Here is a 13,166-nt window from a genome sequence, read left to right on the forward strand (position 1 = left end):
GCAGGGCAGCCGGTTTCAGTAGGCCAGTGCCGACGCGACCGCGAGATGCAGTCGCAGATCCTCGGGCTCCTCGTCCTCGATCGTCCACACGATCTCCTCCATCGCCCGCATGAACGCCCACGCCTGCGCCCGATCCGGCGCGACATCCAACGCCGCCGCCGTCCGCCCGACCACTGCCCGCGCATGTTCCGGCGTCCACTCGCTCTGCACCTGGATCATCACCAGGAACCCGGCATCGAACGCCGCCTCCCCCAGATACGCCTTCGGATCGATGAGCAGCCACGGCTCCCGCTCCGCCGCAACAATATTGCCCAGGTGCGTATCCCGATTCACCACCAGCAGCGGCCCCTCCGGCACCGCCAACTCGGCACACCGCTCGGCCGCCCGCTCCAACAGCCGACCCGGAATCACCTCGGCGACTTCATCTTCCGGCTCGAGAAACATCCGCTCCCACCCGGCCACCATCCCCGCCGCCGTCGGCAACTCCGGAAATCCATCCGGAACCCCCACCGCTTCCCGCCGCAGCCGCGAATACAACCGGCACGCCAGCTCAACCTTCCCGACATTCTCCGCCCGCCCCTCGAGACTCGGAAACCCCGGCTGATAAAGCAATTCCGTCCCCGGCCGCGCCCACTCCAACAACATCGCCCCGGTCTCCGCGTCGTACTCGAACAGCCGGACAGCCCCCTCCCCGCCATAGCAGTACAGCCCGGTCGCCTCCCCACAGTTCTCCTCATCCACCACCGGCACCTTCAACACCGCGACGGACCCGTCGGTACGCCGCACAGGCGCAACCCACGAATGCGTCCCGCCCCCAAAGCTTTCCCCGATAATCTCCAACCCCCACGCCCGACACCGCTCCTCCACCATCCCTGGCAGCGCCGCCAGCCACACCGGCCCCCGCTCCCCGAAGTACTTCGCAATGCTCTCGGCGACATTCGGCGGCAAGGAGATCGGCATCAGCCCACCTTGCCACGCCGATGCGCCGCCACCCGGATGCGCGTCGCGCAGGTGGTGCCGCAGTACTTCTGGGGTTGCCGACGGCCGGTGTCGATGAAGTAGCGACCGCAGTCTGCGGCAGCACAGCGACCCCAGGCGCAGCGGCCGCGGTCGCTCAGCCACAGGCCGAGCGCCAGCGCGGCCTTCGCCAGCAGCCAGTATTCGGGATCGGCGTCCTCAGGTGGGCGCGAATGCATCGACCAGGGGCGGCCGGGAAGTTGGACCAGGGTCGGGCGGGCGGGATAGTCGGCCAGCAGGGCATTGATGGCGTGTGCGGCGTCGTCCGGGGCGTCCATGTCGAGGATCGCGGCGACCTGGAGGGCGGCTGGACGAATCTCGGCGGGGTCGGCGCCGCTGTAGCGCTCGGGCGCGCGGTGGGCGCGCAGGATCCGCCGTATCTCGTCGTCCCCAGCTCCGGCCCGCACCGCGTTCGCGAGGTCGGCCAGGAAGTACAGCCCTCTCGGGTTCTGGTCATCCGCCACCCACGCAGTGTAACGTCAAATGAAACAAATGGCGTTACAGGAGGATGATGCGCACCTCGGTACTGATCGTCGGCGGCGGCCCTGTCGGGCTGACCCTGTCGATCCTGTTGTCGCGGATGGGAATCGACCACCGGGTCATCGAGGCCCGCACCGAGCCGTCCCCGCACCCGAAGGCACGTGGTATCTCCGCCCGCTCGATGGAGATCTTTCGCAGGGTTGGACTGGAGGCGGAGATCCGGGCTGCCGGATTGCCTGCCGAGCATGTTGCGTTCTTTCGCGGGCGGACCCTCGACGATCCGGATTACGTCCGCACAACGCCGGATTCGCAGGGCACCGAACACACGCCTACGCCCGGAGTGCTGTGCTCGCAGGATGCGTTGGAGCGGGTGCTGTCGGCGCGGGCTGGGGATCGGGTGCGACGGGGTGTTCGGCTTGTTTCGTTCGAGCAGAGCGATTCCGGCGTGGTCGCGACTGTTCGCGAGGAGCGAACCGGCATCGAGTCGGTGGTGCGGGCGGATTGGCTGATCGGGTGCGATGGTGCGCACAGCACTGTCCGGGAGGGCAGCGGCATCGCGATGACGGGGGCGAGTGGCCTCGGCGAATTTCTCAGCGTCCGTTTCGAAGCGCCGTTGGGTGCGGTGGTGGCCGATCGGGTCAGCGCGTCCTATTTTCTCGCGCGCGGGGGCGGCTTTCTGGCGGTCGACAATGATCGGCAGTGGATCTTTCAGCATCCGCTGGAGGGAGAACAGCCGAGCGAGCTCGATGTGATCGAGTTGATTCGGAGCGGGTCCGGTCGGGCGGATCTGGATGTCACGATTCGGAGTACCGCTGTCTGGCGGGTGAATGCTCGGCTGGCCGATGCCTACCGGTCGGGCCGGGTCCTGCTGGCAGGGGATGCTGCCCACGGTATTCCGCCGACCGGCGGGCACGGGATGAATGTGGGTATCGGCGATGCCGACAACCTTGCGTGGAAAATCGCCGCGGTCCTGACCGGCAAGGCTGACGAATCCCTGCTGGGCACTTATGAATCCGAGCGGCGGCCGGTGGCGCGGCAGGTCATCGATATTTCGACCGCCAATTCTCGTAATCGGGCGGGCTATCGCATCGACGATGAGCTGCTGCTCGGCACCGCGTATCGCGACAGCGGAACCCTGCTCGCCACTGACGGTTACGTGCCCTCAGGTGAGCCCGGCGACCGGCTCCCGCACGCTTGGCTGCCCGACGGACGCTCCACCCTCGATCTGGTCGGGCTCGATCCCGGCGGATCCGGGTACGTTCTGCTCACCGGATCCGAACTCCCCCAAGGGCTCCGCGACAGCTGTGGGCTCTCCCCCGCCGCTGCTCTGCTCGTTCGCCCCGACGGTCACATCGCCGCCCGCGTTCGCGATTGACGGCGGGGCCGGGATCGGTTGCGATGCGGCGGTTTCGGGGGCGGGAGGTGGGGTGGGGGGAGCTGGTTCTGGGACCGGGGTTTCGTGGACGGTGCGCCACAGGTGGGTGCGGCCGTCGGTGACGAGGACGGCGGTTACGGTGCGGCGGCCGGTTTTGACGGCTCCGAGGCGGTTTTCGGCGACGAAGCGGACGACGATCAGTTGGCCGCTGCGGGCTATCTCCTGGACGTCGGAGACTTCGATCTCCACGCCTGCCAGCACGTTTCGCGCCGACCACATTCCGGCCAGGAACGTCTCGCGGTCCACTGCCTGCCCGGTCGTCACCACCGAGGTGAACTGTTCGTCCAAGGCTCCGGAGATCCGGTCGAACACTTTCGGCAGCGCGTCCGAGCCCAGCCATTCGGCCAGATCGAAATGCAATGCCGCGACGATGTCGGTCAGTTCGACCGCTTCGTCGCCGGGTACAGCGGCCTCCTTGGCCCTTCCGGCTGTCGGCTCGACCCGTCCACGCCGGGGATCGAATCGCCCTCGCACCGGGCAAGACTGCCCGACCCCCGCCGCGGCGGCAACTGCTACGTCAGTGCCCGACCGGCCAACTGCCTCAGTGCACGACCGGCGGGGTGTAGGTGCAGGGGCCGAGGGAGCACAGGAAGTTCCAGATCCCGCCACCCATCGACTGGGCCGACCCGGAGGTCTGCGCCGAGCCCGAGGCCAGGTCGGAGGAGCCGTCGCCGGAACCGGTGGAGGCGATCTGGGTGACATCCGCGGCGGCGGGCCCGATCCCGGCGATCAACGCGCCGGCGACGGCAGCGGTGGCGAGCAGAGTACGCATGGTGAAACGCCTTTCGTGAACCTGCGGCCGAGAGGAGTTCCGCCCGCAGGGACAATCTAAACGGCCTCGTTTCACAATGCGCCGGAACTCCGAAACCCGCGACTAACCGACGGGCCCGCCCTCGCCCCAGCAGTGACCGTTGGTCAGCAGGCAGAAAAGTGTGCCCATGCTTTGAGCGCTTTGCGACGCGCTGCCCGTCGAGCCGCCGCCCGACCCTGAGGTATCAGTCGCCGCCGGGGTTCCCGACACGTCGATCAGCGGCAACGGCGCGGCCGCCGCCTGACCGACCCCGGCGAACAGCGCGCCGGCGGCGATGCCGACACAGATGAGAGTGCGCATGGTGCACTACCTTTCGATGAGCAACGACCCGGGCCATTCCGAGCCGCACTCAAACTTAAGTGACCATGTTTCATAACTGGCCCGAATCTGCCGCTCCCCCCTGCCCCCAATTCCCGTGCCCCTCATACCGAGGCCCCATACCGAGGCCACCGGAACTCCCGGACCCCAAAACAACTGTCCCCCGGCCGATTCCGGCCGGGGGACAGTCGATTGCGCTCAGCGCGAAGGGTTTCAGCCCTTGTGAGCCTTGACCGCCTCGGTCAGCTGCGGGGCGACATTGAACAGGTCGCCGACGATGCCGTAGTCCGAGATCTCGAAGATCGGGGCCTCTTCGTCCTTGTTGACGGCCACGATGGTCTTCGAGGTCTGCATGCCCGCGCGGTGCTGGATCGCGCCGGAGATGCCGAGGGCCACGTACAGCTGCGGGGAGACCGTCTTACCGGTCTGACCGACCTGGAACTGACCCGGGTAGTAGCCGGAGTCGACGGCGGCACGCGAAGCACCGACGGCGGCACCCAGCGCGTCGGCCAGCGGCTCGACGACCTTGCCGAAGTTGTCGGCCGAGCCGACGCCACGGCCACCGGAGACCACGATCGCGGCCTCGGTGAGCTCGGGACGGTCGCCGCCCACGTTGGGCTCACGCGAGACGATCTTGACGACGCCCTCTTCCTGCGCGGGCAGCTCGACGACGACCTTCTCGCCCGCGGCGGCGGCCGGGGCGGCCTCGATGGCACCCGGGCGCACCGAGATCACCGGCACGTCGCCGGTGGCCTTGGCGTCCACGGTGAACGCGCCACCGAAGATGCTGTGCTGCACCGAGCCGTCGCCGTTCACGGCGATGACGTCGATGAGCAGACCGGAACCGATGCGGGCGGCCAGGCGACCCGACACCTCCTTGCCCTCCGCGGTGGCGGCGACCAGGATCGCGGCCGGGGCGGCGGACTCGGACAGACCGGCCAGCACGTCCACCTTGGGGGTGACGAGGAAGCCGTCGGCCTGGTCGCCCTCGGCGACGTAGATCTTCTCGGCGCCGGCGGCGGCCAGGGCGTCGGCCAGCTTGTCGGCGGTGCCGGGGGCGGCAACGACGACGGCGGCCGGGGTGCCCAGCGAGCGCGCGGCGGTGAGGAGTTCGGTGGTGACCTTCTTGGGGGCACCTTCAGCGTGCTCCACGAGCACGAGTACTTCTGCCATTGTTCTTTCTCCTGAAGTTCGTTCGCTCGGGGGGCTTTAGATGATCTTCTGACCGACCAGGTAGGTGGCGATCTGGTTGCCGCCCTCACCCTCGTCGACGATCTTCGCGCCCGCCGTGCGCGCCGGCTTCGGGGTCACACCGGTCACCTGGGTGCCGGCGTTCGCAACGCCCACGGTCTCCGGGTCGACGCCCAGATCCGCCAGCGTGAAGGTGGAAACTTCCTTCTTCTTCGCGGCCATGATGCCCTTGAAGGACGGGAAGCGCGGCTCGTTGATCTTCTCGGTGACCGAGACGATGGCCGGGAGGGTGGCCTCGAGCTTGAAGACGCCTTCGTCGGTCTCACGCTCACCGGTGATGCGCTCGCCGTCGACGACCAGCTTGCGCAGGTGCGTCAGCTGCGGCAGGCCCAGGTACTCGGCGATGATCGCCGGAACCGCGCCCGCGCGACCGTCGGTGGCCTCGTTGCCCGCGATGACCAGTTCGATGCCTTCGATCTGGCCCAGCGCGGCGGCCAGGATGTAGGCGGTCTGCACGGCGTCCGAGCCGTGGATGGCCGGGTCGTTGATGTGGATGGCCTTGTCCGCGCCCATGGAGAGGGCCTTGCGGATCGCCTCGGTCGCCCGGTCCGGACCTGCGGCCAGCACGGTGACCTCGCCGCCCTGCGCCTCCTTGATCAACAGCGCCTCCTCGACGGCGCGCTCGTTGATCTCATCGAGGATGGCGTCGGCGGCCTCGCGGTCGAGGGTGTAGTCCCCGCTGGAGAGCTTGCGCTCGGACCAGGTGTCGGGAACCTGCTTGATCAGTACGACGATGTTCGGCATGGGTCTTCGTCGACCTCCTGTTCTGGTGGCACTGGGGTGGCGGTCGTACGAGGTAGTCACGTACGTCCACGAGTAGCTCGTTCGGGAGATTACCCTACGTTAAGTTACTCGTGGGTAACTTACGGTGTGAGTTTCTGCATCGGTTGATCCGGTCGCGGGTGTGATATGCGCAACCGCTAACGTCGGAGCAATGAGCGAGGCCGTGAGTCCTGTTGAAAATCCCACCGATCCCCTGCCTTTGACCGGTGAGCGGACCGTGCCCGGCATCGCCGAGGAGAACTACTGGTTCCGGCGGCACGAAATCGCGTATGTGCGTCTGCTCACGCACTGCGAGGGCAAGGTCGTGCTGGAGGCGGGCAGCGGAGAAGGCTACGGCGCCAACATGATCGCGGACGTCGCGGCGCAGGTCACGGGCCTGGACTATGACGACAGCGCGGTCGCGCACGTGCGCGCCAAGTACCCGCGGGTGACCATGGTGCAGGGCAACCTCGCCGATCTGCCGATCGAGAACGATTCGGTCGACATCGTCGTGAACTTCCAAGTGATCGAGCACCTTTGGGATCAGGCGCAATTCCTGCGCGAATGCCTGCGGGTGCTGCGGCCCGGCGGCAAACTGCTGATCTCCACGCCGAATCGGATCACCTTCTCGCCGGGGCGCGATACGCCGCTCAACCCTTTCCACACGCGTGAACTGAATGCGGCCGAGATGACCGAACTTCTCGTCGAGGCGGGTTTCACCGTCGAATTGATGGCGGGCATCTTCCACGGGCCGGAACTCGTCGCGCTGGACGAGAAGTGGGGCGGGTCGATCATCGACGCGCAGATCGAGCGGGCCCTCGCGGGTGAGCCGTGGCCGTCCGATCTCGCCGCCGATGTGGCCGCCGTGCGCATCGACGATTTCGAACTGCTGGCCGACTCCGAGCGCGATATCGACGCCAGCCTGGATCTGGTGGCCATCGCGGTGAAGCCGTGACCGACAGCATTTCCCCGGTGCCGGGCCAGTTCACGCTGGTCCTGCATTCCCATCTGCCGTGGCTGGCGCATCACGGGCGCTGGCCGGTCGGCGAGGAGTGGCTCTACCAGTCCTGGGCGGCCTCGTATCTGCCCGTGGCGAAGGTGTTGAGAACCCTTGCGGCCGAAGGGCGTTCGCATCTGATCAGTCTCGGCATCACGCCGGTGCTGGCGGCGCAGCTGGATGATGCGCACTGTCTCAAGGGCATGCACCATTGGCTGGGCAACTGGCGGTTGCGCGCCGACGAGGCGTCGATGGCGGGCAATACCGCGCTCGGCGGGCACGAACATCGGCTCGCCAGTGCGGCTCTGGACGATTTCGAGACCAACTGGATGCACGGCGCGTCGCCGGTGTGGCGGCAGTTGATCGACGCCGAGGCCATCGAATTGCTCGGTGGCCCACTGTCGCATCCGTTCCAGCCGCTGCTGGACGCGCGGATGCGCGAGTACGAGCTGGTCGAGGGACTGGCCGACGCGCAGGCGCGGTGGGGGCACACGCCCGCCGGAATCTGGGCTCCCGAATGCGGATTCACGCCGGGGATGGAGCGGACCTACGACAAGGTCGGCATCTCGCATTTCATGGTGGACGGTCCCGCGCTGCGCGGTGACTCCAGCCTCGGCCGCCCCGTGTGGGATTCGGATGTGGTCGCCTTCGGGCGCGACCTGACCGTCAGTTACCGGGTGTGGTCGCCGAAATCCGGGTACCCCGGGCAGCCCTACTACCGTGATTTCCATCACTATGATCACGCCACCGGACTGAAGCCCGCGCGCGTCACGGGCAAGTCCGTCGAGGGTGCCGACAAGGCCCCTTACGACCCGGAACTCGCGGCCGCCGCCATCGAGAAGGACGTCGCGGATTTCGTGGCGACCGTGCGCGAGCGGTTGATCTCAGAGTCGGAACGTATAGGTCGCCCGGCGCTGGTCGTGGCCGCGTTCGACACCGAACTGTTCGGGCACTGGTGGCACGAGGGCCCACAGTGGCTCGAACAGGTGCTGCGGGCGCTGCCCGAGGCCGGGGTCACCGTCGGCACGCTCGCCGACGCGCGAGCCCGCGGCTACGTGGGCGAACGCGTCGAATTGGCCGATTCCAGCTGGGGTTCGGGCAAGGATTGGCGGGTGTGGGCCGGGGATCAGGTCGCCGATCTGGTCGAGCTGAACGCCGATATCGTGCGGCTCGCACTGGACACCCACGACAAGATGCGCGTGGATGCCACCGGCCTGCGCGACCCGGTCGCCGACCAGCTGCTGCGCGAGGCGATTCTCGCGGTCTCCAGCGACTGGGCGTTCATGGTGTCGAAGGATTCTGCGGCCGGCTACGCGCGTGACCGAGCCCATGAACACGCCCACGCCGTGCGCGAGATCGCCGCGGCGGTAGCCGCCGGGCAACTCGCCAAAGCGGGGCAGTTGGCGGCAGGATGGTCCTCGGCCGACGGACTCTTCCCCGCGCTCGACGCGCGCAGGCTCGGCCCCGCTTCAGAAGGACCCGCATGAAGATCTTGATGGTGTCGTGGGAGTACCCACCGGTTGTTGTCGGTGGGCTGGGCCGCCACGTCCATCACCTGGCCGTCGAACTGGCCGCCGCCGGGCACGAAGTCGTCGTGCTGGCGCGCCGCCCGATGGGCACCGACGCCACCACCCACCCGACGCACTCCTTCATCGAGGAGGGCGTGCTGGTGGTCGCGGTCGCCGAGGACGCGCCCGCCTTCGACTTCGGCGAGGACATGCTGGCCTGGACGCTGGCCATGGGTCACGCCATGGTGCGGGCCGGGATCGCGCTGGACAAGCCGGGCATCGGCGAGGGCTGGACGCCCGACGTGGTGCACGCGCACGACTGGCTGGTCGCGCATCCGGCCATCACGCTGGCCGAATATTACGACGTGCCTTTGGTTTCCACGATTCACGCCACCGAGGCGGGACGGCACAGCGGCTGGGTGTCGGGCCGGGTGAACAAGCAGGTGCACTCGGTGGAGTGGTGGCTGGCGCACGAATCCGACGCGCTCATCACGTGTTCGGAGTCCATGAAGGACGAGGTGCACCGGCTCTACGGGGCCGAGCGGGTGCCGATGACGGTGATCCGCAACGGTATCGACGTGGGCGCGTGGACTTTCCGCGAACGCGCCCCGCGTTCCGGGCCGCCGCGACTGCTGTATGTCGGCCGCCTCGAATACGAGAAGGGCATCCAGGACGCCATTGCCGCGTTGCCCCGCATCCGCAAGGCGCACCCGGGCACCACGTTGACGGTCGCCGGTATCGGCACCCAATTCGATTGGCTGCGTGAGCGAGCCCGTACACATCGGGTCGCGCGCGCCGTGAATTTCGTGGGCAAGCTCGACCACACCGATCTGCTCGGCTGGCTGCACAGTGCCGACGCGGTCGTGCTGCCCAGCCGCTACGAGCCGTTCGGCATCGTGGCGCTGGAGGCGGCGGCCGCGGGCACCCCGCTGGTCACCTCCACCGCGGGCGGTCTGGGCGATCTCGTCACCGACGGCGTGACGGGTGCGTCCTTCGAGCCCGCCGACGTGAACGGTGTTGCGGAAGCGGTCATCTCGGTCCTCGACGATCCGGCCGCCGCTCAGGATCGCGCGTGGTCGGCCCGCGAACGTCTGACCGCCGACTTCTCCTGGGATGTGGTCGCCCAGGAAACCGCCTTGGTCTACCAGTCGGCCAAGCGCCGGGTTCGCACTCCCCTGGGCCGCCCGGTCATCACCGAACGTCCACTGCCGGAACGGGATCCGAACCAGCCGTACTGATCGCGACACGCCGGATCCGCCAGGATTCGCCGGGGACACCCTTTTGCTCCGAATTGGAACGTGTTCTAATTCGGGGATGACGGTCGGTGTGTACGGCGAGGCGGATCCGGCGTTCGGCGCGGTGCGCGAGGTCTTCGAGGCGAGCTTCGCCGACGGGCAGAACCTCGGCGCGAGCGTGGCCGTGTTCGTGGACGGACGGCCCGTCGTGGAGTTGTGGGGCGGCATCGCCGATGCCAAAACCGGCAGCCCGTGGGACCGCGACACACTGTGCGTGACCTTCTCCTGCACCAAGGCCGTGACAGCCACCGCCGCCCTGCGGGTGGCGACCGATCTCGGGATCTCGGTGGAGAAACCGGTGGTCGACTGGTGGCCGGAATACGGTCGCGCCGAAAAGGATTCGACGACGCTGGCGGATTTCCTCACCCACAGTGCCGGACTCCCGATCCTGCAGCAGCCCGTCTCCGCCGCCGAGGCCGCCGAACCGGGATTCGTCGCGGGCCTGCTCGCGGCTCAAACACCACTGTGGGAGCCGGGCACCCGGCACGGCTATCACGCGCTCACCTACGGTTGGCTGCTCGGCGAATTCGTCCGTCGCCACACCGATTCCACGATCGGCGACTACATCCGCACGCAACTGGGTCCCGAACTGCATGTCGGTGTGCCTGCCGCGCTGCTGGAAAAGATTGCGCGCCTGTCCTTTCCACCCGCCGACGAGCAGGCGTGGACCGGCGACCCCGATCCCGTCTCCCCCGAGGCGGCACGGCGCATGATGCACGCCTTCCGCGATCCCGAGTCGCTCGCCATCCGCTCGACCGCGAATCCTCGTGCCTCGTACAACAATCCGGAGGTCCTCACCGGCGGCTGGCCCGCCACCGGCCTGGTCACCACGGCCCGCGCGCTCGCGACCCATTACCGCGACCTGCTCGCCGGTGACCTGCTCCCACTGCCGGTCCTGAACGACGCAATCCGCGAACGGGTCCGCGGCACCGACGAGGTCCTGCTGTCGGCTTCCGCCTACGGGCTCGGCTACGCACTGCCCGCCGAGAACCTGATCGTCCCCGTCGCCGCACGCCCGACCGTCTTCGGCCATGCCGGTGCGGGCGGCTCGATCGGCCTCGCCGATCCCGAGCACCGCGTGGCCTTCGCGTTCATTCCCAACCTGCGCCGCGATTGGCTCTCCGGCGACCGTCGGGCCTACCAACTGCTCGAAGCCGTCTACGCCGCACTGTGATTCGCCGGTTGACGTCGCGGCGATTCGTCAGTTGAAGTCGCAGCCCGGGTTCGGGGCGTCCTCGGACAGCGGGCTGCCTGCGGGCAGGACGTAGAGCACGTCGAGGATCTGCGGCTCGGTGCCCAGATTCCGCTCGATATGGGTGTTGCCGACACCGGCTCGCTCCACGAATGTGGTTCCCGCGCCGCCGGTTTGATCGATCTGGCAGTCCGATCCGTAATGCGAGATCTGCCCCTGCCGCACCAGCGCGTACAGCGTCCCGTCGTGGTAGTGCCATCCGGTGGAACCGCCTGGGGCGATGGTGATTTCACGCAGAATGTAGTCGTTCCCGCCGATCGTGGTCTGCGACAGAATCACCGCCGTGATACCGCTGGAGGGCGTCGCGTGCGCGGTCGCGGCCATCGATCCCACCAGCGCCATGGACGCCAGGCCGGTCAGTACAGCTCGAAATCCGAGAGTCACGGGCCCACGGTATCCCGCGTCGGCCGATCCCGCAGCCGCTGCGCGATTCACTGCTCGTTGACGATCGACCGGATGCCCAGGTCGCGGGCGGTGTCGGCGAAGGCGCGAACGGCGGCGTTCTCGGCGGCGGTCAGCCACACCAGTGCCCATTCCGTCAGCGGCGCGTCCACGATCGGGACGTAGGTGATGTTCGGCGGGGTGTAGGTCCAGGCGACGTGCGCGTTCATCGGGGAGACGACGGCACCGGACATGATCAGCGGCAGGATCTCGAAGAAGGACGCCGCTTCGGGGCCGCGGGTGATCGGGATGCCGCTGGGAGTGGCGGCGGGCAGCATGCCTTCGGCCCAGTACTGCGGGACATTGCCCAGGCTCGGGAAGACGCAGTCGGCGAGGTCTTCCATGGTGATCGAGTCACGTGCGGCGAGTTCGGAAGTGGTCGTGGTCGCCAGGACCCGCCCTTCGGTCATCAGCACCGGCCCCACGGTGAGGTCCGGTTCCCGGACGGGTAGCCAGATGAGGCCGAGGTCGACCTCCTTGGCGCGCAGGGCGGTGAACGGTTCGCTGTGCGGGAAGTCGACCAATTCGATTGTGCAGTCCGGGTATCGGAGATTGAAGGCGTCGATGACCGGCTGCAGATAGAGGCCCAGGATGCTCATGACCGCGACGCGGAGGGTGCCCTGGATGCTGCGACCGGCGGCGCGGGCGCGAGTGAGTCCGCCCTCGATCAGGCTCTGCGCGTGTTTGAGGTCTTCGTAGAGCCGGCGGCCGACCGGCGTGAGACTGACCGAACGGGAAGTGCGTTCGAACAGGGCGGCCTGCACCTGCCGCTCCTGCTTCTTGATCGCCTGACTGACGCGGGCGGGGGTGATTCGCAGCTTCTCGGCGGTCCGGCCGAAATGCAGTTCCTCGGCCAAGGTCACGAAGATCTCGATGTCCCGCAACTCCACAACGATCTCCCGCTCGCTAGCTCCGCTCATCAGCGCTCGATGAGCGGATCCACTGTAACCCATAACAGAGCACTCGCTCTGTTATGGGTGATCGTAAACCTCTGACTTAACCGACCTTTCGATCTCTGTCGTTGTTCCTACCTGCGGAAACTCCGAAGCTTGGAACTGTCGCCGACACCGGCGACCGAACCCAGCGAAGGGAGTGAGGGCATGAAGATCCTCGGTGCGGCCATCACCTTGACCGTCTCCGACCCCACGGCATCGAGCGAGTTCTTCTGCACGCATCTGGGCTTCCACGCCACGGCGGCCAACGAGGAGTTCACCTACCTCGAGCGCGACGACCTGGACGTGGAAATCGTGCTGCGGCATCGCGATCCGAGGAAGCCGCCGACGCCGCCCGGCCCGGGACCGATCGGCGTCGAGCTGTCCTTCGAGGTCCCCGACCTTGCCGCCGAACAGGATCGGCTGCTCGAGGAGGGCGCGCCCGTGACCGATCCGCTGCGCCGCATTGCCGCCGGGCTGCTGCGGCTGCGGCTGACCGACCCGAACCGGCTCGACGTCCACCTCACCGAATGGACACCCCCTGCAGGCTGCCCACCTGATGCCGGGTCAGCGGCCGTGTAAGGCGCGTGTCAGGTCCGTATCAGCCCGGCTCGCGACCGTGGTCTCCGAACAAGGTCAACAGCCGGTCCGGTATTTCTCGAAAGGA

General features: G+C 67.7%; 14 protein-coding genes. 6 read left to right on the top strand and 8 right to left on the bottom strand.

Going from position 1 to position 13,166, the window contains the following annotated elements; genetic code table 11:
• Positions 1-15: 15 nt before the first annotated feature.
• Together ACFXHA_RS14650 and ACFXHA_RS14655 are read right to left on the bottom strand one after the other, a co-directional pair.
• A complete protein-coding gene (locus ACFXHA_RS14650) occupies positions 16-960 on the bottom strand; it encodes an aminoglycoside phosphotransferase family protein (RefSeq protein ID WP_379356761.1) in 945 nt (314 codons plus the stop codon).
• Entirely contained in the window at positions 960-1,481 is a 522-nt protein-coding gene (locus ACFXHA_RS14655) for a CGNR zinc finger domain-containing protein (protein WP_379356763.1), read from the bottom strand. The genes ACFXHA_RS14650 and ACFXHA_RS14655 overlap by 1 nt, the downstream gene beginning before the upstream one ends.
• A gap of 47 nt (positions 1,482-1,528) precedes the next feature.
• Here ACFXHA_RS14655 and ACFXHA_RS14660 point away from each other — a divergent pair, with 47 nt between their 5' ends.
• Complete coding sequence (locus tag ACFXHA_RS14660) at positions 1,529-2,872, top strand: FAD-dependent monooxygenase (protein ID WP_379356765.1); 1,344 nt, start codon at positions 1,529-1,531, stop codon at positions 2,870-2,872.
• 601 nt (positions 2,873-3,473) lie between these two features.
• Here the strand turns inward: ACFXHA_RS14660 and ACFXHA_RS14665 are convergent.
• From ACFXHA_RS14665 to ACFXHA_RS14680, 4 genes are all read right to left on the bottom strand, one after another.
• On the bottom strand, positions 3,474-3,704 hold the full coding sequence (locus ACFXHA_RS14665; protein WP_379356767.1) for a hypothetical protein: 231 nt from the start codon (positions 3,702-3,704) through the stop codon (positions 3,474-3,476).
• A 102-nt stretch (positions 3,705-3,806) separates the two neighbouring features.
• On the bottom strand, positions 3,807-4,043 hold the full coding sequence (locus ACFXHA_RS14670; RefSeq protein WP_379356769.1) for a hypothetical protein: 237 nt from the start codon (positions 4,041-4,043) through the stop codon (positions 3,807-3,809).
• A gap of 231 nt (positions 4,044-4,274) precedes the next feature.
• Positions 4,275-5,234, bottom strand: coding sequence for an electron transfer flavoprotein subunit alpha/FixB family protein (locus ACFXHA_RS14675; protein ID WP_379356771.1), 960 nt, complete (start codon positions 5,232-5,234; stop codon positions 4,275-4,277).
• Positions 5,235-5,270: 36 nt separating this feature from the next.
• The gene (locus ACFXHA_RS14680) at positions 5,271-6,056 is read right to left on the bottom strand and encodes an electron transfer flavoprotein subunit beta/FixA family protein (RefSeq protein ID WP_379356773.1); all 786 of its coding nucleotides are present in this window, start codon (positions 6,054-6,056) and stop codon (positions 5,271-5,273) included.
• A 190-nt stretch (positions 6,057-6,246) separates the two neighbouring features.
• On the opposite strand from ACFXHA_RS14680, the gene ACFXHA_RS14685 reads away from it, so the two are divergent.
• From ACFXHA_RS14685 to ACFXHA_RS14700, 4 genes are all read left to right on the top strand, one after another.
• A complete protein-coding gene (locus ACFXHA_RS14685) occupies positions 6,247-7,029 on the top strand; it encodes a class I SAM-dependent methyltransferase (protein WP_379356775.1) in 783 nt (260 codons plus the stop codon).
• A complete protein-coding gene (locus ACFXHA_RS14690) occupies positions 7,026-8,558 on the top strand; it encodes a 1,4-alpha-glucan branching protein domain-containing protein (RefSeq protein WP_379356777.1) in 1,533 nt (510 codons plus the stop codon). Before ACFXHA_RS14685 ends, ACFXHA_RS14690 begins: the two co-directional genes overlap by 4 nt.
• Entirely contained in the window at positions 8,555-9,817 is a 1,263-nt protein-coding gene (locus ACFXHA_RS14695) for a glycosyltransferase family 4 protein (RefSeq protein ID WP_379356779.1), read from the top strand. The genes ACFXHA_RS14690 and ACFXHA_RS14695 overlap by 4 nt, the downstream gene beginning before the upstream one ends.
• Before the next feature lie 76 nt (positions 9,818-9,893).
• The gene (locus tag ACFXHA_RS14700) at positions 9,894-11,048 is read left to right on the top strand and encodes a serine hydrolase domain-containing protein (RefSeq protein WP_379356781.1); all 1,155 of its coding nucleotides are present in this window, start codon (positions 9,894-9,896) and stop codon (positions 11,046-11,048) included.
• Between the two features lie 27 nt (positions 11,049-11,075).
• On the opposite strand, the gene ACFXHA_RS14705 is transcribed toward ACFXHA_RS14700, so the two are convergent.
• Together ACFXHA_RS14705 and ACFXHA_RS14710 are read right to left on the bottom strand one after the other, a co-directional pair.
• Positions 11,076-11,510, bottom strand: a complete 435-nt coding sequence (locus ACFXHA_RS14705; RefSeq protein WP_379356783.1) for a cupin — start codon at positions 11,508-11,510, stop codon at positions 11,076-11,078.
• Positions 11,511-11,557: 47 nt separating this feature from the next.
• Positions 11,558-12,487: a LysR family transcriptional regulator gene (locus ACFXHA_RS14710; protein WP_379356785.1), complete on the bottom strand. Its 930-nt coding sequence runs from the start codon at positions 12,485-12,487 to the stop codon at positions 11,558-11,560.
• Positions 12,488-12,667: 180 nt separating this feature from the next.
• On the opposite strand from ACFXHA_RS14710, the gene ACFXHA_RS14715 reads away from it, so the two are divergent.
• A complete protein-coding gene (locus ACFXHA_RS14715) occupies positions 12,668-13,081 on the top strand; it encodes a VOC family protein (protein ID WP_379356787.1) in 414 nt (137 codons plus the stop codon).
• Positions 13,082-13,166: the final 85 nt, after the last annotated feature.

It is taken from the genome of Nocardia sp. NPDC059240, assembly GCF_042753865.1.
Lineage (GTDB): Bacteria > Actinomycetota > Actinomycetes > Mycobacteriales > Mycobacteriaceae > Nocardia.